Origin of the sequence: Canibacter zhuwentaonis (assembly GCF_018531145.1) — a bacterium.
Taxonomy (GTDB): Bacteria; Actinomycetota; Actinomycetes; order Actinomycetales; family Microbacteriaceae; genus Canibacter; species Canibacter zhuwentaonis.
Genome location: NZ_JAHDSZ010000001.1, coordinates 427634 through 448892, shown reverse-complemented (window position 1 = coordinate 448892; position 21259 = coordinate 427634). Strand labels below are relative to the sequence as shown.

Sequence of the window (21259 nt, the reverse complement as noted above, 5' to 3'; positions counted from 1 at the left end):
TTTCTAAATCTTAAAGTAGTATAATCGTATGATACCCAATCGAGTAGAGTGCGGTCTGCAACTTGCCGGGCTGCTGCCCAAGGCGTTAGCACAATTGCAATCTGGCAATGTTACCAGAGTTGTTGCGGTTGTTGTTGACGGGCTGGGGTGGCAGAACCTGCTCGACTACAAACATCTTGCACCGCATTTAATGAGCCTGAGCAGGCGGCGGATCGAAACTGTCACGCCCACAACAACAGCAGCCGCGCTCACAACCATAGCAACCGGGGTTTTGCCTGGAGATCACGGGCTTGTGGGTTATAAAATCTTAAACCCTGCAACTGGGAAGCTCACAAAAGTGCTGCAGGATTGGCGGGATATTAAAAACGTGCGCAGCTGGCAGCTCGCGCCAACAGTTTTTGAGCGGGTGCGTGAGGAGGGTTTTGCCGCGCAGGTTTTTGCCCGCCCAGAACACTGCGACTCGGGTTTAACCGCGGCGATTCTAACGGGCACAGATTACGTCGGAGGAAAGCGGATCAGAGACAGAGTTGCCGCGCTCAGTGCGCACCTGAAACAGGCTTCGGGGCTCTATTATCTGTATATTGATGAACTCGACCAGGCGGGGCACAAATTTGGCTGTCACAGCGCGCAGTGGCAGCGTGTGTTGCAGGAGATAGACGTGACTGTTGGGCACTTTTTGGAGACGCTGCCGCAGGGCGTTGGTGGGTTTTTAACCGCGGATCACGGTATGATCGACGTGCCCGATAAGGCTAAGCGCGTGCTCGAAGAGCGGATCACACTGCCCGCGGAAACGCTCGTTGGCGGCGAGGGGCGATTTAGAAGTTTGTATCTTAAATTTCCGACCGAGGCCGAGGCGCTGGCGCGGCAGATTCAAGAGCGCGAGGGTGATGCCTGTTTTGCCGGAACCAAAGCCGAGCTTATTAACTCCGGAGTGTTTGGCAGGGTGCGCGATGGTGTTGCCGCGCGCATGGGCGATGTTTTTATTGTGGCTCGCAAAAACTACAGCTATTTATCAACCAGTGAGGCTGACTATTACCGTAAAATGATTGGGCAGCATGGCGGTTTAACCGACTCTGAAACAGGAATTGTGCTGCTTACCGCAGGAGCTTTAGCAAACTAGTTGTCACCGTTTTTATTTGACCGCGAGCCAAACAAAATATCATCCCACTCGGGAATTTCGGGGCGGTTTTTCTTCTTTGCCCCGCGAGTAGACTTTTGAGTTCCCTGCTGCGATGCTACATCGGTGGTCGGTTCTGCCGTAGATTCGGGCTGCTCTGGCAGTGGCACTGTCTGCGAGCTAAGATCCGCTCCATCCGACAAGGACATTGCGGTAGTTTCTGAGGTGTTAAAACCGGCCTGTTCCCACTGCGTGTAAACATCATCGTCGGTTTCCTGTTCTGTTATCAAACAGGAATCTTGCGTTGTGTGCGCTGCATAGTCGGGCAGTTTGAGCGGTTGCGTGCCGTGCGGATTCGCTGTGTCAGGCTTGGCGAGGGTGATCATGTTTTCCTGTGCGCGCTCGTCACGTTTGCGACGCAGCGCGTCTAGTAGGCTTGCCGTTTTGGCAACGGGTTTTGGCGGTGCGTTGTAGGTCGCGCCGACGTAGGGGTCGTGCTGCTCTGTTTTGGGACGCTGTGGTTTTTGTGCGGCGGTGTTTGCTGTGCTAGCCTGAGCAGTTGCGTTTTCGCCGTCGGTTTTGCTTTCGCTAGCAGCTGTTGCCTGCACAGCGTGCAGTTTAGGGATTAGCACCTCGCTCACATCGCCCTGTTTAGAGAGATCTATTGCGTCTTGAGTTTGCGGCGCAAGAATCATTTTACGGCTGTCAAAACTCCATATTGCGCAGTGCAAAACATCGTTAATCTTGAACTTAAGCTCAATCTGCCAGCCTTTTTCGGGTGTTTTATATGCTCGCCAGGTGCTATGTGCAGCGCCACACCCTGTTAGCCGCTCTTGAATAACCGCGCCAAATTTTTCGTCTGTATCTTCCTGTGCTGCATTTGTGCGCACCGGGGTGCTCATTGCGCGTTCAAGCATATAGCTGAGCTCTGTTTTTATTGGTGCTTCAAAACGCTGCACATCGTTAAGCTCAAATCCTGTTTCAGCCGCAATCTTTTCTACGCTTGCGCCCGCGCGCAGCATTTTTTGCACAAGGGCGGGTTGAATCTTGTTTAATCCGCGCTGCTGCTGCGTTATAATCCGCACCTCCGCCAAGAGCTGTTCTGTGACCGGCAGGATGAATTCTGCGCCATCCTCGCTAACAAGCACCAGATCGTGATTGTTGCGGCGGTCAAAGCTAAGGTTTGTCATTTCAGTCCCTCCGGCAAGCTCGTTTTGTTGCGTTTTATATAGTTTGCCACGTTTTTGTTGCTTTTTATTGTAACAGCACTGCGCCCGCGAAAAATATTTCTAATGCCACTGATTTTCTTGGCTTTACGGGCGTCTAATTTGTGTTTTTTGAATTAGTCAGTAATAATAGTGCGCCATAAGCATAAATCCTAAAAATAAAGGTGATTGATTTTTGGCTACTGACTATGATGCCCCACGTAAATCGGCTGAAGAAGAGGTTGATTCGATTGATGCGCTAAAAGAAAGTCGCGCTTCTTCTCGCTCTCACTACATCGACGCTGACGACTCAGACAATCTGGGCTTCGAGCTGGGCGGTGACGATCTCTCCGACTTTGAGCTCGATGTTGTTGTGCTGCCGCAGCAGGACGACGAGTTCACCTGCACTAACTGTTTCCTGGTGCGCCACCAGTCACAGCTTGCGGGCGAGGGTGAAATTGGGGATATTTGTGCTGACTGCGTAGACTAACTCACTGACTGCGTAGCATAACTCAGGAGTTATCCGCCAGCTGCGCCGCACGGTTGAGCGCTGCTGCCAGCTCCTGCGGGCGGCGGGTCGTTACGATCCAGTACGGCGCGGGATCTGTTGGATCGGTGTTAGTAACCTTCAAAGCGGTGTGAATCCAGCCGCGAATTATCAGAAATGCCCGCGCATCTGCCTGCACTCCCAACGCAATGCTGAGCTCGTCGCGATTAAGGATGGTCACAGTGCCAAGGTAGGAGAGCGGGATATACGCTGTGCCAGCGTAAAAAGTGTCTTGCGAAACCATAATTTTAGGGCTTGTCATAATCAAAATGGTGATTACGAGCAGATAAACCGTCGGTGCCAAAAAAATCGCGAGCAGCAGATTCACCGGCAGCAGCAGGAGAATCACGGCGGGCACGATTAAGAACGTGATCAGGTAAAGCCACGGGGTTGGCAATAGGCGCTCTGTGTAAAAAACTGCGCTTTGATTAGAGGATGTGCTCACAGATTCTATTATTGCGCTGCTTGTGGATAGAATCCTGAGCAAAGATTTCGTAGACTTGTAGCCGTGAATAAAAAACTTATTGTTCCAATTCAGGCAGCAACCCCGCTGCGGTACGCAATGCCGGGTGATGCGGGTGCGGATCTGCGCGCCACGGTGGCTGTAACCCTGGCTCCGGGCGAGCGGGCGCTTATTCCCACGGGAGTGTGGGCTGCTGTGCCGTCAGGTTATGCGCTGTTTGTGATGCCGCGCTCCGGGCTGGCGGTGAAACACGGAGTTACTGTGCTAAACGCGCCCGGAGTTGTGGATTCTGGCTATCGCGGTGAAATAATGGTGCCGCTGATCAACCACGATCCGCAGCACAGTTTTCAAATTAGCGCCGGTGACAGAATTGCGCAGCTGGTAATTATGGCAGTGCCCGAAGTTGAGTTTAACAGTGTTACCGAATTGCCCACCAGTGACCGCGGGGCTGCTGGATTTGGTTCAACCGGGGTATCCGAATAAAAGTTTAGAACGAGGTTATAAAAATGTTTTTCAAAAAAAGAAGTCGGACAGACAATTTGGCAAGCAAGACCGAGGTGACAAAAGAGGTGAGCTCCGAGGCTGAGCGGGGGTCACAGGAGGGTGCTCAGGCGGAGGCTATCGACACGAGCAAGTGCGCGCCAGCTGACCGTGCGGTAAAAGGTCCCTACGATATTAGCGAGGTGCCGCAGATCCGCCCGTATATCGATCTTGGGGCGATTAAGGTTGCGCCGCGCGAGGGTCTGCAGGTGCGGCTCGATATTGAGCAGGTTTCGCAGCGGATTATCGCGGTGTCTGTTGATTACGAGGGCTCGACACTGCAGGCGCAGGCGTTTTCTGCCCCCAAAACAACCGGGGTTTGGAATCAGAGTCGTGCGGCGATGCACGAGCAGCTGCTGGAGCAGGGCGCTGAGGTTACCGCGCAGCAGGGAACTTTCGGGCCGGAGCTGATAATTGTGCCCGCAGCGCAGGAGCAAAAAACCACTGTGCGCTGTTTTGGGGTTGACGGCCCTCGCTGGATGCTGCGCGCGATTATCGTTGGTCCGGCGGCGACGGATTCCGCGCGGGCTGCGGGCATTGAATCGGTTTTCCGCGAGATGGTTGTTGTGCGCGGTGAGAGTCCTATCCCGCCGGGAGAGATTCTGCTGCTGCAGCTGCCCGAAGCTGGCGAATTTGAGTCGGGACTGTCCAACTCGCAGGAACAGTAAGGTATTTGAATCGTGGATAATACTTCTAAAAACAGGATTATACTTCTGGCAAAGGATGCGGATAAGGGGTCTGCAATGGGGGTTGTTGGCGCGGCTAAAAAAGCCGCGCGCGGTGAAGACGCATCTGCAGCGGGGGTGCTTGAAAGTATCGGCGGGGTGCGCGGCATAGTCGAAGCCTCGCTGCCCGGCGTGGTCTTTTTGCTGCTGTTTACAATCACCAAAGAGGCGTTTCTGGCGGCCGGTTTTGCTATCGGTGCGGTAACCGTGCTGCTGCTGGTGCGGATTCTGCGCCGGGAGAATCTCAGCCCGGGATTATCCGCCCTGTTCGGTGTCGGGCTGTGCGTTTTGTTTGTGCTGTGGCGTGGTAAAGGCAGCGACTATTACATCCCGGGCTTTATTTTTAACGGCGTTTACGCGTTGGCTCTGTTGCTGTCGGTTGCTTTCAGAGTGCCGCTAATCGGCATGATTGCGGGTTTTTTGAGTTCATCCCTGCAGCGTTGGCGCACTGTGCCGCAGCTGAGGCGGATAGGCATCAGACTTACCGTTGCCTGGGCTGTGCTAATGCTGGTACGCCTCGCCGTGCAGCTGCCGCTTTTTTACGCGGGCAACGTTGAAGGGCTCGGCGTTGCAAGGCTCGTTATGGGGCTGCCATTGTACGCGTTGTTGCTGTTTTTAACCTGGCGCGTGTGTGCTGCGGCAATTAAAGCGGACAGGGTGCGCAGGGTTGCTCCGACGGTTGTTACGTAGCTGCTGCTGAGTGTTTAATTGACCTCTTAATGAGCGTTGGTTTCATCTGAAGAATTGCCGATTTTGTCGCAGAATTACAGCAGAGTAAGCTGGATGTATGGATATTTTTCGCGTGTAAAATTATCTTGGCATCAAACTAAATGAGCCTCTTTTAAGGATGCTCAGAAAGCGGAGTTGGTAGTGAGCACAGTAAATACTTTTGGAGCAAAACAAACACTTAAAGTAGCAAACACAGAGTATGAGATCTACAGCCTACACAGTGTTATCGGAGCGCAACGTTTGCCGTACAGTCTCAAGGTTTTGCTAGAGAACTTATTACGCACAGAAGATGGTAAGAACATCACAGCAGCTCACATAGAGGCATTGGCTAACTGGAATCCTCAGGCGGAGCCTGACACTGAGATTCAGTTCACCCCCGCGCGCGTTGTGATGCAAGACTTCACTGGTGTGCCCTGCATTGTTGATCTTGCAACGATGCGAGAGGCTGTGTTAGATCTGGGCGGCGATCCAAACAAAATTAATCCGCTTGCCCCGGCTGAAATGGTTATTGACCACTCGGTGCAGATCGATGTTTTCGGTGCTAGTAACGCTATTGAGCGCAATATGGATATCGAGTACCAGCGCAACGGGGAACGTTATCAGTTCTTGCGCTGGGGGCAGACTGCGTTTAACGATTTTAAGGTTGTGCCGCCGGGCATGGGTATTGTGCATCAGGTTAATATTGAGTACCTGGCGAGCGTCACCATGACTCGCGAGGTTGGTGGGGTAATGAGAGCCTATCCGGATACCTGTGTGGGAACTGACTCGCACACAACCATGGTAAACGGTTTGGGCGTGCTCGGTTGGGGCGTTGGCGGTATTGAAGCTGAGGCGGCAATGCTCGGTCAGCCAGTTTCGATGCTGATTCCAAAGGTTGTTGGGTTTAAGCTTTCGGGTAATATTCCAGCTGGCGCAACCGCGACCGATGTTGTGCTGACAATCACTCAGATGTTGCGCCAGCACGGTGTTGTTGGTAAGTTTGTTGAGTTTTACGGCGAGGGCGTTGCGGCTGTGCCGTTGGCAAACCGCGCCACTATCGGCAATATGAGCCCGGAGTTTGGCTCAACCGCCGCGATTTTCCCGATAGATCAGGTTACTCTCGACTATCTGCAGCTCACCGGGCGAAGCCAAGAGCAGCTTGAGCTTGTTGAGACCTACGCTAAAAAGCAGGGTTTTTGGCACGATCCGTCTAACGAAGCTGAATACAGCGAGTATATTGAGCTTGATCTTGCAACTGTTGTGCCATCTATTGCCGGTCCAAAACGTCCCCAGGATAGAATCGAGCTGACAGAGGCGAAAACTCAATTCGCTAAAGACCTTAAGAACTACGTGCGGGGTGATTTAGCATCGGCTGAAAACGGTTTCAGCAATCCGGTAACCGTGGTCACAGAAAACGCCACTTTTGAGATTGATCACGGCGCTGTTTCAATTGCGTCAATCACCTCTTGCACAAACACCTCTAACCCCTCGGTTATGGTTGCCGCCGGTGTGCTCGCGCGTAATGCTGTGCGTAAGGGGCTTACCAGTAAGCCGTGGGTTAAAACGTCTTTGGCTCCGGGTTCAAAAGTTGTTACCGACTACTACGAAAAGTCGGGGTTGCTGGAGTATCTCGAGGCGATTAACTTTTATGTTGTCGGTTACGGATGCGCGACCTGTATTGGTAACTCAGGTCCGCTAGATACGAAAATCTCTGCGGCGGTGCACGAAAACGATCTTGCTGTGACCGCTGTGCTGTCTGGTAACAGGAACTTTGAGGGTCGTATTAACCCGGATGTGAAGATGAACTATCTGGCATCTCCGCCGCTGGTTATTGCTTACGCTCTGGCAGGTTCAATGAACTTTGATTTTGAGACGCAGCCGTTGGGGCAGGATGCTGCGGGGCAGGACGTGTTCTTACGCGATATCTGGCCAGACGCAAGCGAAGTGCAGCAAATTATCGACGAGTCTATTGATACGGAGATGTTCGATTCTAAGTACAGCACTATTTTTGATGGTGATGCGCGCTGGCAGAACCTGGAAACCCCAACGGGCGCTATTTTTGATTGGGATCAGGATTCCACCTATGTGCGCAAACCTCCTTACTTTGAGGGGATGCGGCTTGAGCAAGACGCGGTAACTGATATTTCAGGCGCACGTGTGCTTTTGAAGCTTGGCGATTCTGTGACAACAGACCACATTTCACCCGCTGGTTCTTTCCGCGCTGAAACACCCGCCGGTCAGTATTTAACGGCTCGCGGGGTTGAGCCGAAAGACTTTAACAGCTACGGCTCAAGGCGCGGCAACCACGAGGTTATGATCCGCGGCACTTTCGCGAATATTCGCATCAAGAATCAGCTGCTTGACGGGGTAGAGGGCGGATTCACTCGCGACTTTACTCGCGCGGGAGAGCAGTCTACCGTCTATGATGCTGCGATGAACTACAAAGAGGCGGGTGTTCCTCTTGTGGTTTTGGGCGGCAAAGAATACGGCTCGGGTTCTTCCCGTGACTGGGCTGCAAAGGGCACTGCGCTGCTGGGCGTGCGTGCCGTTATCACCGAGTCATACGAGCGGATTCACCGTTCTAACCTGATTGGTATGGGTGTTTTGCCGCTGCAGTTCCCGGCGGGGGAGTCTGCCGATTCGCTCGGCTTAGACGGCACTGAGAGCTTTGACATCTCGGGTGTTACCGAGCTTAACAAGGGCTACACACCAAAGACCGTGCGGGTTGTTGCAACTCGCGAAAACGGCGAGACGGTCACGTTTGACGCTGTTGTGCGTATAGACACCCCGGGAGAAGCGGATTATTACCGCAACGGCGGCATTCTGCAGTACGTGCTGCGTTCGCTCGTATAGTTAAAGCGCATAATTTTTATGGGTTCTGTGTTAGGAAACACAGAACCCATATTTTTAGCGCCCGCGGCTTTTAACCACCGGCGTTTATTCGCTTAGTTTGCGGCGCTAGCGTTTACGCGATTTGCTCACAATCGCGCTCACACCCGTGCCAATGAGCCGCCACCCAACAAGCAGCAGTAACAGTGCAAAGACGCTGACTAAAATAAAGGGTATTGAAAAAGCGCCTGTACGGCTAAGAATCCTGATTAGCTGCCCAAAAACAATGGTAAGAGCTGCCAAACCCAGCCCGTACAGGGGAGAAAACGGGTTGCGCCAGACGCGAAAAACCAGCCATCCTACCAGCAGCCCGATCACAAAAGGCCACATCGTCTGCAAAACGCTCACGAAGTTTAGCCCGATTGCGTGATTCTGCCGGCCAACAATCGCAAACAGGGCGATCATCAAAACATCTAGCGCGACCGCAAAAGCAATTGCGCTGGGAGTGCTGGAAAGAGTTTTAGTGTTTGCCATTTTGGGGCACATCCTTTACAGTGGGCGTGATTTTGTCTAAAAACATTTGGGTATCAGTTTAAACTGATCATAGATATAGGGTTTCTAATCATATCAAAAAGGCGACTTGCAACCAGAAATCATCTTTTGGGTTCTTATTTCAGAAACTCATATTCAAACAGGAAAGGCACAATTTCAGAATTGTAATACTCTTTTACCATTGTTTTTAAGGTGTTCAAGTGTCCGTTTAATTCAGGATAAAGATAGACAGTCTTATCATTATCGTCTTTTTCAAATGTATTAAGTTCATCAATGATTTGATAAACAGAATATGTCAATTCAGAGTCGTAGTTCCCTGTTTTTTAGCTTCTGATAAGACTTTTTGCCACTGCTCAAACAGTGCAGTTTCTTTAGGATTTTGTTTCAACTTTGCCAATTTGACTGTGGCTAGCGTGTCTCCGTTAGAGTTATCCAGTGACAACTCATTACGATAGAATCGTCCGTCAGAACCATACAAGCTTCTCATGTGATTTTGTGTTTCAAGCGTTGTGAATAGCAGAATTTTTAACAGTTCTTGCTCTATTTTATTGTTAGATACAGCCTTATTAAACCGCTCAGAACCATCCGCAGATTTCATAATGTTGGCACGCTGTGTCCAGTGCCGATTATATGTAATATAGCGACTAGCCGCAAACATCGGCAGTTTTTCTAAAAAGTTATCAGAGCGCAGGAAGAATCCATGACCATCGTATCTACCTGCTCTAATTAGGGTAGAATGTAAATCTGGGTTATCAAATCCAGAACTGTATACAGCCATATAACCTAAAATGTTTGAATTAAACAAAGAGGTAATTCTTTTGGTTTTTCCCTCATATTCTTTACCATTTAGTCCTAGCTGCAGTCCATTGTTTTTATCGTCAGAAAACTGTCGCTTGTCAAAGTAGTATTGGCTATAAGTGCTAAATATTCTTTTGACAAGAACCTTATTTTCAGGAAGCAATTTCCCTTCTTTATCAATATTATATGCTTCTAAATCAAGAATATCTTGAGAGAGTTCTTCCTTGCTCCAGAGAGCGCACATAATCATCGCATCAGTATTGGTGTGGAAGTGTTTTCGATTAAAAGCAAAACCGTCTAAAAATTTTTGATTGACTAAATGCTGAGCTTTCCAGTATTTAACAGGGCTATAAACAATATAACTATCTGTCGGCTGTCTAAGGTAATATTTAAAGGCTGACCAAATAAAGACATTTCCAAGGTCATTCGTCGCAGTTCCTTTTACCTCTTTCTTCATTTCGTTTACTAAAAAACTCTTTTTCCACGTAGACGCGGATTTCCCAGCCCTTATTTTCTGGTGTTCTATCGAGGTTGTTTCTGCGTAAGGAGGGTTTTCATACAGAATAATTGTTACGTTGGGGTCATTTAGATAACGTTGAATAATCTCATTGTTGACATATTCATAGCTAAGAGCGTTTGCTCCACGAACCAATCCCATATTAAAAGTATCTTCTTTTTCAGTTGGTGGGATAATATGGCGAACTTTATCTCCCAGTAATTCAAGCAAAACCTTGTATTCATAATATTCAACTGTTGAAAGAACACAGTGGCTCAACTCCTCGTCATTCATTAATTTTTCGAGATTCCCAGTTCCAGCACATCTATCTAAAATGATATAATCATTTCCTGTGGGAACACGTTGAATGGCTTGACGGACTAATTCTAACGACTTATTAACATAGGATTCAGGAGTATAGAAAGCTCCTAAGTTTTTCTTTTGTAACGTATCGTTAAGTTTATCCATCAAATATTGGAATTGTGCATTGGTTTCTCCAACATAAGGATTGATAAAATCTTTGAGTTTTTCAGGTTTACGAATTTCACCAATAATTTTTACCTTACCAGTGTAGTCGCCAATAAAATCGGATTTTTTAGCTCCTTTGTTTTCACGATAAAAGCGTTCTGCCCACCCGACAATACAGTTTTCGTCAATATTGATTTTGGTATATAGTTTGGAACGCAACAGGGAAATCAAGCGACTTTCATCAAATTGGCTTTTTCCATATTCTAGTGTTTCAATCGGATTGCCTGCAGAGAACCCAGAATTTTTAAGACTTGCACCACCAAAATATACCTTTTCAATATCTGATAGGTAATCTTCGCTAGAAAAGATATAAACTTTTTGATTTGTTAGCGATACTAGTAAGATATTTTTGGGAATTTCTCTTCCTTTAATACGACGAGCTGAGAGGTATTTAATAGCTTGGAATAAAACAGAGTTAATATCATTGATGACAACTTTAAATTCCAGTAAGTTTCCGTTTAAATAACCATCTGTATATTCAGCAAGAATGTCATCAGTTGTCAAAGTTTTATCAACGAGAGGTAGATAATCTTGATAAAACTTTAGTTGTCCATCAACTTCATTTGAAAAGTGGCTAAACATAGTGTACCTCCTCAATACTTTTCAAATCTACTTTCCGAAATTTAACAAAACAGGCTTCTTTGCAAAAACGCCTGCTTAGTGCTTGACAATCTACTATATCAAGATATCGCGATTATTCTCTTCCTAGAAACATCCAGATTCTATCTGTGAGAAAGTATTTAGCTATTCAAGTCCGCCAGTTTTTTCCTCCGCTGTTTTGCATCCATCGGAACGAAGCTATAAAGTCAATGACTTTTTTGATATTCGCATTAACACCACATATTTTGCCTGGTGTAAACTGGGATGTAGTTCCCAAACATTTTACTGCAGCAGTTCGCCCAGCTCTAGCCATCGATCCTCGAGCTGTTCCAGTTTGGCGCGCAGCGCAGCAATTTGCGTGCTATGAGTATTGAGCAGTTCGTAGTCGGTCTGGTCAAGTTGCGCAAGCTCTGCCTCTGCGGCGCTAATCTGAGCCGCTATTTTGTCTATTTTGCGCGTAACTGCGGCGAGCTCTTTCTCGAGAGAGCGCCGCTCATTGCCTTTCAGCTCGCTACTTTTCAACTCGGTAGCCGTCTTAGATGTGTTAGCGGATCGCGTCGGCTGCTGCTGTTTAGCGGCGCTAGCTATGCGACGCAGCTCCAAATACTCTGCAACACCGCGCGGTAAATGCCGCAGTTTGCCCTGTAACAGCGTGTACTGATTGTCGGTGACGCGCTCTAGAAGATAGCGATCGTGCGAAATAACAAGCAGTGTGCCTGGCCAAGAGTCGAGCAGGTCTTCCATCGCGGTAAGCATCTCTGAGTCAACGTCGTTGGTGGGCTCATCCAGAATTAACACGTTCGGTTCGGAGAGCAGAATTAGCAGCAGTTGCAAGCGGCGTTTTTGGCCGCCTGAAAGATCCGCAACCGGGGTTGACAGCTGTTCGGTGCTAAAGCCCAGCCGTTCAAGCAGCTGCGCCGGTGTGAGCTCTTTGCCTCCAACGTTAAAAGAGGTTTTTGTGCGCGCCAAAACCTCGCGCACCCTATCCGCGCCGATCTCTTGTAGCTGGCTAAAGCTCTGATCAAGCACGGCAAGCTTCACCGTTTTACCGCGTTTAACTCTGCCTGATGTTGGCTCCAGAGTGCCTGCGATAACGGATATTAGGGTTGATTTTCCGGCTCCGTTAGCGCCCAGAATGCCGGTTCTTTCGCCGGGAGAAAGATCCCAATCAACCCCGTCTAAAACGGTTTTTTCACATCCGGTAGCATCGCTGAAGCGCACTGTAACATCGCATAGTTTAACAACCTCTCTGCCCAGTCGCGAGACAGACAGCCGCTGCAAATTAATAGAGTCCCTGAGCGGTGGCACATCCGCTATCAGCTCGTTAGCGGCGTCAATTCTGAACTTTGGCTTTGAGGTGCGGGCGGGCGCGCCGCGACGCAGCCAGGCAAGCTCTTTGCGGAGCAGATTGTTGCGCTTCTGCGCGGCGCTCTGCAGGATTCTGTCGCGCTCGATCCGCTGTAAAACGTATGCGGCATAACCACCCTCGAACTGTTCAACAGTGCCGTTGTGCATCTCCCATGTGAGGTTGCAAACTTCGTCGAGAAACCACCTGTCGTGCGTTATCACGAGCAGCGCCCCCTGATTTTTAGACCAGCGGGTTTTAAGGTGCGCGGCAAGCCAAGCAATTCCCTCGATGTCCAGGTGGTTGGTGGGCTCGTCAAGCGCCAAAATATCCCAGTCTTGCACCAGAATTGCGGCGAGCGCAACCCGTCGCTTTTGCCCGCCCGACAGTTTGCTCACGGATCCGAGCCAGTCAAGGTCGGCTACAAGCCCGTTAATTACATCGCGGATTTGCGGATTGGTAGCCCACTCGTGCTCTGGTACATCTCCAACAATATTTTGCGCAACACTTTGCTCGTAGTTGATCGTGTCCTGCTGTGAGAGCATGCCGATGCTAACTCCGCCGCGCCTGGTTACCTGTCCCGCGGTTGGCTGAATCTGTGAGGTTAATATTTTCAGCAGCGAGCTTTTGCCGTCACCGTTACGCCCGACAATGCCCGTGCGGTCTCCTTCTGCGATACCGAGCGTGAGATCTGTGAACACATCTTTAGTGGGGAAGGTTAGTGAGATCTTTTCTGCTCCGAGTAAATGATGTTGTGCCATACACAGATAAGTTTACTCGATGCCGCTCGGCGGTGATCTGTGCGGGTGCTATGCCTGCTTGTGCTGCGTCTGCTGCGGGCGTTGTATGTCCGCAGCGTTTGCGGGTGCTGTGCGTGTTGTGCCTACGGTTTTGCGTTTGTGGGTGCCATGCCCGCTGACCCTGCGCCTGAGGGATTTGCACCCGACCCCTCCTGTGCCTGTGGGTGTTAATCCGCTTTCGAGTAAATCACCTGCGCCAAACACTACAACTGTGCCTGCGCGAGCCATTCTTTTGCGATAATAGCTGCGGTGAGCTGTTCTGTGACGCTGCGCTCGTTAAGCGCGATCAGGGTTTCTGTTGTGAGCTTAGCAGATATGCTGTTGATAATCGTGGCCGCTTCGGTGCTAACGTTGTTGCTCGCCAGCGGCACCAGGTGCGACGCTAGAAACAACCCCTCGGTGTCTTCCAGCGCTACAAGATTATTAGCTTTGATAGCGGGATCTGCCGTGTAAATAATAGCGAGCTGGATCATATCGGTTTTGAGCGCCCGCACCGTGAGCGGTCCGCCGCTGTCTTCAATCGGGGTGAAGCCGGTTTGCACGCCGTAAACTCGCTGCAGCCCGCGCGGTCCGTTATTGCGCTTTTGCGCCTCGGAGTTCGCGCCAATTGTGAGCGGTGCTGTTACGCGCTGCAGGTCTTTAAGCGTTGTGAGCGCCCACTTGTCGGCAAACTCGCGGGTAACAACGTACGAATCTTGATCGGTTGCCGGGCTCTGCTCTAGCACCCGCAGCTTGCCTGGAGTTGCACGTTGCAACTGCGCGTAAACGTCATCGCTGCGGCGTGCTGCGGTGTCGCGCTGCCAGTACTGGAGTAGCGGCCCGGTGTACTCTGGCAGCAAATCAATATTGCCCGCCTCAATTTCGGGCAAATACACCTCGCGCTGCCCGATTCTGAACTGGCGATCCACTTTATAACCTTTTTGTTCGAGCGCCTGTGCCCAAATTTCTGCGATGATTTCGTTCGAGTAGTAGTCTTGTGAGCCGATCACAATTGTGTCACTGTTTATGCGGTATCCTGCACGCAGCGGATCGGCATTGCTACACCCGGTAAGCAGGGCAAAGCACACTGCCAAAACAGTAATTACGCTGATCAGATGTCGATTTCTGCGGTTATTCATGCCGTTCCTTTTAGCCGTTGGAGGTGTTTCGTGATAGTTTTTTAGCAAAGCGCTCACACACTCCAAAAGGAATCTCAATAATTAGTGCTAGCGCGGTTACAAGCAGCGCGGCCGCTAGCATTTCAGTGTAGTCGCGTGATTTTAAGCCTGCAAACAGATACCTGCCAAGCCCAATATCTGCTGTGTATGCCGCGAGTGTTGCAGTTGCCACAACCTGCAGCGTTGCTGCGCGTACCCCACCAATAATTAACGGCAGAGCGAGTGGTATCTCAACTTTAAAAACAATTTGTGTGGGTTTCATCCCAATGGCTTTAGCCGCGTTTGTGACGGTGTGATCAACCGCGTTTACGCCAGAATACACACCGGCAAGCACCGACGGTATCGCGAGCACTGTTAGCGCCAAGAGCGGGGCTTGAAACCCGATGCCGAGCATTAGCGCAAAAACTGTGAGTATGCCGAGCGTTGGCACAGCACGCATAGCACCCGTTACCGCGGGCACAAATCCTGCGGCTTTTTTAGTGTGCCCTATAATAATCCCCACGGGAAGCGCAACCGCGCTCGCGAGCGCCACGCTTGCAGCAGTAATTAGCAGATGCTGCAGAATGCGCTCCAAAACACCGCCCGCACCGCTCCAGTTTGCCGGGTTTATAAGCCATGCTATGGCCTCTTGTAGCAGGTTCATTATTGTTTAACCGCTTTGCCTACTAGTTGCCAGGGGGTCAGTATTCTCTCTAAAATCACCAGCGCAGCATCGAGCAGCAGTGCGATTACAACGGGTGCAACAAGACCCGTGATAACTTCAGCGTAAATGCCCCTTTGAAAACCGTCCGTTAGCAGGCTGCCGAGGCTGTGCACTCCGATGAGCGCCCCGATTGTGACCAGCCCAATTGTGGAAACACTCAAAACGCGCAGCCCGGCAAAGAGCACGGGCAGTGCCAGCGGTAGGTCGATCCGCCAAAAAATGTTTCTTTGCGAGTTGCCGATTGCGATTGCCGCATCCCGCACGGAATTGTCAACGGATCTAAACGCGCCGGCCGTGGTGTGTACGAGCAGCGCAGTGCCATACACACTGAGTGCGATTATTACCGTCGCACGTGAGCGGAGGGGTGTGCCAAACAGAATCGGGATGATAATCAGCAGCGGCAGCGCCGGAATTGAATACAGCAGCGCGGATGTTTGCAGTAAAACGCCCCCTATGCGCGGGTGTTTATAGGCTGCGCGCCCGATTGGAATCGCAATTAGCGTGCTCACAAAGATCGCGGGAACGCTCAGCATCAGGTGCTCCCGTGACAGTTCTAACACGTGCGGCCAGTTGGCAGCGAGCCAGTCCATTAACTGAGCACTCCGAGCGGTAGTCCGTGTGAGTCTTGCACGAGTTTCACGCCGTTGCTGTCGATGATCGTTAGCTGTTTGTTGCGGCGGGAAAAACCTATAAAGTCGCGCACAAAATCGTTTGCGGGGTTCGTTATCAGGTCTTGTGGTGTGCCGTGCTGCGCAATTTTACCGCCGGTTTCAAGCAGCACTATTTCGTCGCCAATAATAAAAGCCTCTTCAATATCGTGCGTTACAAACATGATGGTTTTGTTTAGCTCCTGTTTGAGACGCAGCGTTTCTGCCTGCAGTTCGCGCCGCACAATCGGGTCGACCGCGCCAAAAGGCTCGTCCATTAACAGAATATCAGGATCGGCGGCGAGCGCGCGGGCAACCCCAACCCGCTGCTGCTGCCCGCCGGAAAGCTCTGCTGGGTAGCGAGCCAGCAGCTCTGTGTCGATTCCGACGAGTTCGAGCAGTTCAGTAGCTTTGCTGCGAGCCTGTTGTTTTGTGCTGCCGCACAGCAGCGGTACCGCCGCAACGTTGTTGAGCACTGTGCGATGGGGTAACAGCCCGCTGTTTTGCAACACGTAGCCTATACTGCGACGCAGCTGTACCGGATCTGCGGTGCTGATGTCTTGCCCGTTAATCAAGACTTCTCCGCTGCTGGGTTCGATCATCCTGTTGACCATGCGCAACAGGGTGCTTTTGCCAGACCCCGAAGAGCCGACGAGCGCAACTGTTTTGTGCGGTTTAACTCTGAGCGAAAAGTTTTCAACGGCGATAGAGCCGGTTGGGTAGACTTTAGAGACACCGTTAAAATTGATCATCACTTTAGGATAACAAGATAAAATCTGTGGCGGGTTCAGCGGATGTGGGTGTGCGGGGTTTGTGGGTGTGCGGGCGCAGGTTACGGAGGTGCGGATTGTCTGGTTGGTGGGTGTGTACGGGCGCAGACTGCAAGTTGATGGGCGCGGGATTGTGAAAGATTCAGCGGGCACGGGGTATTAAGCGGATGCAGTGGATTGTGGGTATGTTTGCGCAAACTGCCGGCGTGCTGATAAAATGTATTCTTGTTGCGTTACAATGCGCGCCTCTAGCTCAATTGGCAGAGCAGCTGACTCTTAATCAGCGGGTTTCGGGTTCAAGTCCCGAGGGGCGTACAAAACACAAGAGCAAAAGACGGCGGAGGTAGGAAGCATACAGCAATACTTGATAGTCTAACAAGCTCGGGTTCGATTGCGCGATATCTTACCCCGGAACGGGCTGAGCCATATTTTCAAAAAGCAAAAGAATTATCTGCTGTTCAATAACTAGCAAAACAGATTCCTTTTGCGTCTAGTGGCGAGCCTGTTTCTGTTATTTCGCAGGAAATAGAGGCTAAGTGGACGGGTGAGGGAGGAATAAAAGGTGCCACTAAGGGCGCTGCTACTGTGCATAAAGTAGGCGTCCCCCGTAAACTGACATTTACAACGGCGGTGTCTGCTGATGTTGTGAGAACTAACCTTCACCAGTATATGGAAAGTTTAGTTGATGAGCTGGGTGCGGCGTTTGCTAAAGCGTTCGATGAGGCGGTGTTATTTGGTAACACTGCTTTTGGAGCAGATAATCACGTGTCGGTAATTAGTAAGCAGGTTCAGCTTGGTAAAAACGCTCAGAAAGACGGAGGCTTATACACGGACCTTAACGAGGGGCTGAAACTGTTGTATGAAAGTTTAAAGACTGCAACGGTTTTATTTTTTCACGTCGTGCTGAGCCTTTATTCAACGCGGCGGTAGATACTACGGGTAGGGCGTTATACTACCCGTCTATGGATCAGCTCTCGCCGGTGCAGAAGGGATCGGTTATGGGTAAGAACGTGTTTTTTACTGACGGCGTGGGAGATGAAACAATCGCGGGTTTCGGGCGGCGACTGGAGCAAAATTATTTGGGGTAGCGTTGATAGTATTAGTTATGAAGAGTCTAGGGACGCTAGCGTTCCAATGCCTGATGGAACTCAGCTATTAACGTTTACGCATAAAATGGTAGCTATTAGGGCAGAAGCTGAATATGGCTTTCGGATTCTTGATAAAAAGGCATTTGTTAAATATCTGCACCCATTAAAAGATTAGGCGGCGGGCTAAACAAACGCCGGCAGGGGGTGTGCTCTAGATCATAGGGCGCGCGCCCGCTCGTAACAGCGTCAAATTATAGGGCGGGCGTTTTGTCGTGTATTCCCTCTTTTACACCTTTTGCTGCTTCCCAATAGTTAAAAACAGCACGGTTGAAAGCAGCACGGCCAGCAGTGACCCTGTCATAACTGCCAGAGATGCGGTTTCACGATCCGCAATATCATTAAAACTGAGCTCTGAAATCAGCAGTGACACTGTAAACCCGATGCCGGCTAGCGACGATACGGCGAGCATTTGTGACCATTTGAGCTGCGGATCGAGGGTCGCCTTCGTGAACTTCGTTATCGCCCATGTTGTGAGCATAATGCCCACTGGCTTGCCAACAACAAGACCGATAACAACGCCGTACACAATCGAGTCGAATGGGAATCTTGTTTCGCCGCCCAGCGCAACTCCGGCCGAGAAGAACGCGAAAATAGGCACTGCAACACCGGCAGAAATGGGCTCCAGTTTGAAGGCGAGTTTTTCGGCAAAAACTCTGCCCTCTTGGGTTTTAACCGGAATTGTGAATGCCAGCATCACGCCTGCAATTGTTGCGTGCAGCCCCGAAACAAGAAACAGCGCCCACACAACTAACCCAATGGGGAACAGAATCACCCAGAGCGCCCACGTTCTGCGCACGAGCAACCCTGATAATTTGCGCGCCAAAAGAGCGTACAGGGCAATCGGAGCGACGGCCGCAAATAATGCCCAGAAGTGAACTTCTGCGGTGTAAAAAATAGCGATAATCGCAATTGCGATGAGATCGTCAACAACTGCTAGGGTGAGCAGAAAAACGCGCAGTGACGTGGGCACGTTGGGCGCTATTAGCGCGAGCACGGCAACTGCAAAGGCAATATCTGTTGCCGTTGGAATAGCCCAGCCGTGCAGGGTAGAGCCTGCGGGGTTGCAAATAATATAAATTATTGCCGGCACGGCAACGCCGCCAATGGCGGCTGCTACCGGCACAATTGCGGTGGATACTTTACTGAGCGCGCCGTGTGCGAATTCGTGTTTTAGCTCCAAACCCACGATGAAAAAGAAAATCGCGAGCAACCCATCCGCCGCCCAGTGACCTAAATCAAGATTTATGCCCAGCTGAGGAATCCCTATTTTTGTTTCACGGAGCGCGAAATAGTGCTCTGCGAAAGGCGAGTTTGCCAGCCAAAACCCCAGCAGCGCAGCTCCTACAATAATTATGCCGGCAACTGTTTCACGGCGCAGCGCTTTTTTAACGGGAACTGTGGCGCGGTTAATTCCGAGCAGCGCTTTACGCTTGAGCGCGTGTTTCTGGCTCGGAGCTTTTCTTGCGTGTGCGTGAAGTGGATTCTTAGCCAAAAGTTACAACCTAATCAGTGTTTGTATGATGTGCGTTTAGCGACGGCGTGTTACGGCTTTTTTAAGCTCAACATGGGCTTTGTCTTTTTCAGAATAGTAAACAGACATAATAGCCATCACGAGATTTATTACCCAGCTGACCCACACCATGTAGCGCCGCCAGTCACGGGGCATTGCTGCTGTTTGCTTCACAACCCTTGTTGCGCTGATGAGGGTGCTGATAATCCCGATGTTTACAAGGTATTTACCGATCCGCATTTTATGCCTCCCGTTTTTATGGCGGATATTCGCGCCTTTCATACAAACAAATATATATTCATAAAATTATAGCCGTTAAAAAGATTGTTATATCGGGGTGGTGGTGAATAACCTATTACAATATAAAAATGGTAAAAATTAAGATGAAGCCTCGCAGTCGCGATGTTACCGATGGAATTGAGAGGGCTGCTGCGCGCGGTATGTTGCGCGCGGTTGGCATGGGCGATGCTGATTGGGAGAAGCCACAAATTGGAATTGCAAGCTCCTGGAACGAGATTACTCCGTGTAACTTAAGCCTTGACAGGCTCGCTCAGGGCGCGAAAGAGGGAGTGCACGCGGGCGGTGGATATCCGCTGCAGTTTGGCACAATTTCTGTTTCCGATGGAATCTCAATGGGTCATGAGGGAATGCACTTTTCGCTGGTGTCGCGCGAGGTTATTGCCGACTCGGTTGAAACGGTTGTGATGGCAGAGCGTTTGGACGGCACAGTTGTGCTTGCCGGGTGTGACAAGTCACTGCCGGGAATGCTCATGGCGGCGGCACGGTTAAATCTCGCCTCGGTCTTTTTGTATGCCGGATCTATCGCCCCGGGCTGGGTTAAGCTAAGTGACGGAACAGAAAAAACCGTTACAATTATTGACGCTTTTGAGGCTGTTGGCGCGTGCAAGGCGGGCACGCTCAGCGAAGCAGATCTCAAAAAGGTTGAGTGCGCTATTGCTCCGGGCGAGGGTGCCTGCGGTGGTATGTACACAGCAAATACTATGGCTTGTGTGGCAGAGGCGCTCGGTATGAGTCTGCCCGGCTCGGCGGCGCCTCCAAGCGCTGACAGACGGCGCGACTACTACGCGCATCGCTCCGGCGAGGCTGTTGTTGAGATGCTGCGCAGGGGAATCACAACAAAAGATATTTTAACACGCAGAGCCTTTGAGAATGCGATTGCTGTTGCCATGGTGCTGGGCGGATCAACTAACGCGGTGCTGCACCTGCTCGCGATTGCGCGCGAGGCAGGAGTTGAGCTAACACTCGACGATTTCAACAGGATCGGTGACAAAGTGCCGCACCTGGCCGACATGAAACCTTTTGGACAGTATGTTGCGCAGGATTTTGACCGGGTCGGTGGTATGCCAGTGATTATGAAGGCGCTGCTTGACGCCGGGTTGCTGCACGGTGACGCGCTAACAGTGACGGGCAAAACCGTGGCGGAAAATCTTGCTGAACTCAATCCTGCTCCGCTCGATGGTAAAGTTGTGCGCACGCTTGATAATCCGCTCCACAAGAACGGTGGCTTAACAGTGCTGCGCGGATCTCTCGCGCCAGAGGGCGCGGTTGTAAAAACGGCCGGGTTTATGCTTGAGAAATTCACCGGTACCGCGCGCGTATTCGACCGGGAGCGGGCGGCAATGGATGCCCTCACAGAGGGTAAAATCAGTGCCGGTGATGTTGTTGTGATCCGCTATGAAGGCCCTAAGGGAGGCCCGGGGATGCGTGAAATGCTGGCGATTACTGCGGCGATTAAGGGCGCGGGGCTTGGCAAGGATGTGCTATTATTGACCGATGGGCGATTCTCAGGCGGCACAACCGGGCTGTGTATCGGTCACGTAGCGCCAGAGGCTGTAGACGCCGGCCCGATTGCGCTGGTGCATGATGGTGACCTAATCCAGGTTGATGTTATTGCCAAAACGCTTGATTTGCTAGTATCAGCTGCCGAGCTTGAAAAACGTAGAAAAAACTGGCAAGCGCTTGAGCCCATGTACACAAAGGGCGTTCTAGCGAAGTATTCTAAACTCGTGCGATCAGCATCAGAGGGTGCTACCACTGGGTAACGCACTGT

The 21259-nt window shown here is 50.8% G+C and carries 20 protein-coding genes and 1 tRNA gene; 10 read left to right on the top strand and 11 right to left on the bottom strand.

Annotated elements, in window-relative coordinates; all coding sequences use genetic code 11:
• Nucleotides 1-28 precede the first annotated feature (28 nt).
• Nucleotides 29-1120 carry an alkaline phosphatase family protein gene (locus tag KJY78_RS02070; RefSeq protein WP_214336859.1) on the top strand — a complete coding sequence of 364 codons (1092 nt, stop codon included), beginning with the start codon at nucleotides 29-31 and terminating at the stop codon, nucleotides 1118-1120.
• Here KJY78_RS02070 and sepH read toward each other — a convergent pair.
• Nucleotides 1117-2307: a septation protein SepH gene (gene sepH / locus KJY78_RS02065; protein ID WP_214336857.1), complete on the bottom strand. Its 1191-nt coding sequence runs from the start codon at nucleotides 2305-2307 to the stop codon at nucleotides 1117-1119. The genes KJY78_RS02070 and sepH overlap by 4 nt on opposite strands.
• 211 nt (nucleotides 2308-2518) lie before the next feature.
• Between sepH and KJY78_RS02060 the strand changes: the two genes are divergently transcribed.
• The gene (locus KJY78_RS02060; RefSeq protein WP_214336855.1) at nucleotides 2519-2812 is read left to right on the top strand and encodes a DUF4193 domain-containing protein; all 294 of its coding nucleotides are present in this window, start codon (nucleotides 2519-2521) and stop codon (nucleotides 2810-2812) included.
• A gap of 22 nt (nucleotides 2813-2834) precedes the next feature.
• Here the strand turns inward: KJY78_RS02060 and KJY78_RS02055 are convergent, their stop codons facing one another.
• On the bottom strand, nucleotides 2835-3314 hold the full coding sequence (locus KJY78_RS02055) for a DUF3093 domain-containing protein (RefSeq protein WP_214336854.1): 480 nt from the start codon (nucleotides 3312-3314) through the stop codon (nucleotides 2835-2837).
• A 117-nt stretch (nucleotides 3315-3431) separates the two neighbouring features.
• Here KJY78_RS02055 and dut point away from each other — a divergent pair, with 117 nt between their 5' ends.
• The 4 genes from dut (at nucleotide 3432) to acnA (ending at nucleotide 8158) form a co-directional block, all read left to right on the top strand.
• Nucleotides 3432-3815 carry a dUTP diphosphatase gene (dut, locus tag KJY78_RS02050; RefSeq protein WP_214336935.1) on the top strand — a complete coding sequence of 128 codons (384 nt, stop codon included), beginning with the start codon at nucleotides 3432-3434 and terminating at the stop codon, nucleotides 3813-3815.
• 23 nt (nucleotides 3816-3838) lie between these two features.
• On the top strand, nucleotides 3839-4540 hold the full coding sequence (locus KJY78_RS02045; RefSeq protein WP_214336853.1) for a DUF3710 domain-containing protein: 702 nt from the start codon (nucleotides 3839-3841) through the stop codon (nucleotides 4538-4540).
• Nucleotides 4541-4552: 12 nt separating this feature from the next.
• Nucleotides 4553-5287 (top strand): DUF3159 domain-containing protein, encoded by a 735-nt coding sequence (locus KJY78_RS02040; RefSeq protein WP_214336852.1) that lies wholly within the window; start codon nucleotides 4553-4555, stop codon nucleotides 5285-5287.
• A 180-nt stretch (nucleotides 5288-5467) separates the two neighbouring features.
• Nucleotides 5468-8158, top strand: a complete 2691-nt coding sequence (acnA, locus tag KJY78_RS02035; RefSeq protein WP_348771157.1) for an aconitate hydratase AcnA — start codon at nucleotides 5468-5470, stop codon at nucleotides 8156-8158.
• Between the two features lie 105 nt (nucleotides 8159-8263).
• On the opposite strand, the gene KJY78_RS02030 is transcribed toward acnA, so the two are convergent.
• From KJY78_RS02030 to KJY78_RS02000, 7 genes are all read right to left on the bottom strand, one after another.
• Nucleotides 8264-8668, bottom strand: coding sequence for a DUF3054 domain-containing protein (locus tag KJY78_RS02030; RefSeq protein WP_214336850.1), 405 nt, complete (start codon nucleotides 8666-8668; stop codon nucleotides 8264-8266).
• Nucleotides 8669-8981: 313 nt separating this feature from the next.
• Nucleotides 8982-11090: a hypothetical protein gene (locus KJY78_RS02025; RefSeq protein WP_214336849.1), complete on the bottom strand. Its 2109-nt coding sequence runs from the start codon at nucleotides 11088-11090 to the stop codon at nucleotides 8982-8984.
• Between the two features lie 300 nt (nucleotides 11091-11390).
• A complete protein-coding gene (locus KJY78_RS02020) occupies nucleotides 11391-13214 on the bottom strand; it encodes an ABC-F family ATP-binding cassette domain-containing protein (RefSeq protein WP_214336848.1) in 1824 nt (607 codons plus the stop codon).
• 242 nt (nucleotides 13215-13456) lie between these two features.
• On the bottom strand, nucleotides 13457-14371 hold the full coding sequence (locus KJY78_RS02015) for an ABC transporter substrate-binding protein (RefSeq protein WP_214336846.1): 915 nt from the start codon (nucleotides 14369-14371) through the stop codon (nucleotides 13457-13459).
• 10 nt (nucleotides 14372-14381) lie between these two features.
• On the bottom strand, nucleotides 14382-15053 hold the full coding sequence (locus KJY78_RS02010) for an ABC transporter permease (protein ID WP_214336844.1): 672 nt from the start codon (nucleotides 15051-15053) through the stop codon (nucleotides 14382-14384).
• The gene (locus KJY78_RS02005; protein WP_214336843.1) at nucleotides 15053-15703 is read right to left on the bottom strand and encodes an ABC transporter permease; all 651 of its coding nucleotides are present in this window, start codon (nucleotides 15701-15703) and stop codon (nucleotides 15053-15055) included. Before KJY78_RS02005 ends, KJY78_RS02010 begins: the two co-directional genes overlap by 1 nt.
• Nucleotides 15703-16512 (bottom strand): ABC transporter ATP-binding protein, encoded by an 810-nt coding sequence (locus tag KJY78_RS02000; protein WP_214336842.1) that lies wholly within the window; start codon nucleotides 16510-16512, stop codon nucleotides 15703-15705. Before KJY78_RS02000 ends, KJY78_RS02005 begins: the two co-directional genes overlap by 1 nt.
• A gap of 260 nt (nucleotides 16513-16772) precedes the next feature.
• Here KJY78_RS02000 and KJY78_RS01995 point away from each other — a divergent pair.
• The 3 genes from KJY78_RS01995 (at nucleotide 16773) to KJY78_RS06690 (ending at nucleotide 17618) form a co-directional block, all read left to right on the top strand.
• Nucleotides 16773-16845: transfer RNA gene (locus KJY78_RS01995), tRNA-Lys, on the top strand.
• Nucleotides 16846-17115: 270 nt separating this feature from the next.
• Complete coding sequence (locus tag KJY78_RS01990) at nucleotides 17116-17460, top strand: hypothetical protein (protein ID WP_431732314.1); 345 nt, start codon at nucleotides 17116-17118, stop codon at nucleotides 17458-17460.
• 32 nt (nucleotides 17461-17492) lie between these two features.
• On the top strand, nucleotides 17493-17618 hold the full coding sequence (locus KJY78_RS06690; RefSeq protein ID WP_256438182.1) for a hypothetical protein: 126 nt from the start codon (nucleotides 17493-17495) through the stop codon (nucleotides 17616-17618).
• A 286-nt stretch (nucleotides 17619-17904) separates the two neighbouring features.
• Here KJY78_RS06690 and nhaA read toward each other — a convergent pair whose 3' ends face one another.
• Both nhaA and KJY78_RS01975 read right to left on the bottom strand, forming a co-directional pair.
• On the bottom strand, nucleotides 17905-19170 hold the full coding sequence (nhaA, locus tag KJY78_RS01980; RefSeq protein ID WP_250544020.1) for a Na+/H+ antiporter NhaA: 1266 nt from the start codon (nucleotides 19168-19170) through the stop codon (nucleotides 17905-17907).
• 36 nt (nucleotides 19171-19206) lie between these two features.
• On the bottom strand, nucleotides 19207-19470 hold the full coding sequence (locus KJY78_RS01975) for a hypothetical protein (protein ID WP_214336840.1): 264 nt from the start codon (nucleotides 19468-19470) through the stop codon (nucleotides 19207-19209).
• A gap of 86 nt (nucleotides 19471-19556) precedes the next feature.
• Between KJY78_RS01975 and ilvD the strand changes: the two genes are divergently transcribed.
• Nucleotides 19557-21251 (top strand): dihydroxy-acid dehydratase, encoded by a 1695-nt coding sequence (gene ilvD / locus KJY78_RS01970; RefSeq protein ID WP_214336839.1) that lies wholly within the window; start codon nucleotides 19557-19559, stop codon nucleotides 21249-21251.
• Nucleotides 21252-21259 lie beyond the last annotated feature (8 nt).

Excerpts from the sequence above, each read along its gene's own strand:
- KJY78_RS02070 (WP_214336859.1), top strand. The coding sequence starts at position 29 with ATGATACCCAATCGAGTAGAGTGCGGTCTGCAACTTGCCGGGCTGCTG.
- sepH (WP_214336857.1), bottom strand. The coding sequence starts at position 2,307 with ATGACAAACCTTAGCTTTGACCGCCGCAACAATCACGATCTGGTGCTT.
- dut (WP_214336935.1), top strand. The coding sequence starts at position 3,432 with ATGCCGGGTGATGCGGGTGCGGATCTGCGCGCCACGGTGGCTGTAACC.
- KJY78_RS02045 (WP_214336853.1), top strand. The coding sequence starts at position 3,839 with ATGTTTTTCAAAAAAAGAAGTCGGACAGACAATTTGGCAAGCAAGACC.
- KJY78_RS02030 (WP_214336850.1), bottom strand. The coding sequence starts at position 8,668 with ATGGCAAACACTAAAACTCTTTCCAGCACTCCCAGCGCAATTGCTTTT.
- KJY78_RS02025 (WP_214336849.1), bottom strand. The coding sequence starts at position 11,090 with ATGTTTAGCCACTTTTCAAATGAAGTTGATGGACAACTAAAGTTTTAT.
- KJY78_RS02020 (WP_214336848.1), bottom strand. The coding sequence starts at position 13,214 with ATGGCACAACATCATTTACTCGGAGCAGAAAAGATCTCACTAACCTTC.
- KJY78_RS02015 (WP_214336846.1), bottom strand. The coding sequence starts at position 14,371 with ATGAATAACCGCAGAAATCGACATCTGATCAGCGTAATTACTGTTTTG.
- KJY78_RS02010 (WP_214336844.1), bottom strand. The coding sequence starts at position 15,053 with ATGAACCTGCTACAAGAGGCCATAGCATGGCTTATAAACCCGGCAAAC.
- KJY78_RS02005 (WP_214336843.1), bottom strand. The coding sequence starts at position 15,703 with ATGGACTGGCTCGCTGCCAACTGGCCGCACGTGTTAGAACTGTCACGG.
- KJY78_RS02000 (WP_214336842.1), bottom strand. The coding sequence starts at position 16,512 with ATGATCAATTTTAACGGTGTCTCTAAAGTCTACCCAACCGGCTCTATC.
- KJY78_RS06690 (WP_256438182.1), top strand. The coding sequence starts at position 17,493 with ATGGATCAGCTCTCGCCGGTGCAGAAGGGATCGGTTATGGGTAAGAAC.
- KJY78_RS01975 (WP_214336840.1), bottom strand. The coding sequence starts at position 19,470 with ATGAAAGGCGCGAATATCCGCCATAAAAACGGGAGGCATAAAATGCGG.
- ilvD (WP_214336839.1), top strand. The coding sequence starts at position 19,557 with ATGGTAAAAATTAAGATGAAGCCTCGCAGTCGCGATGTTACCGATGGA.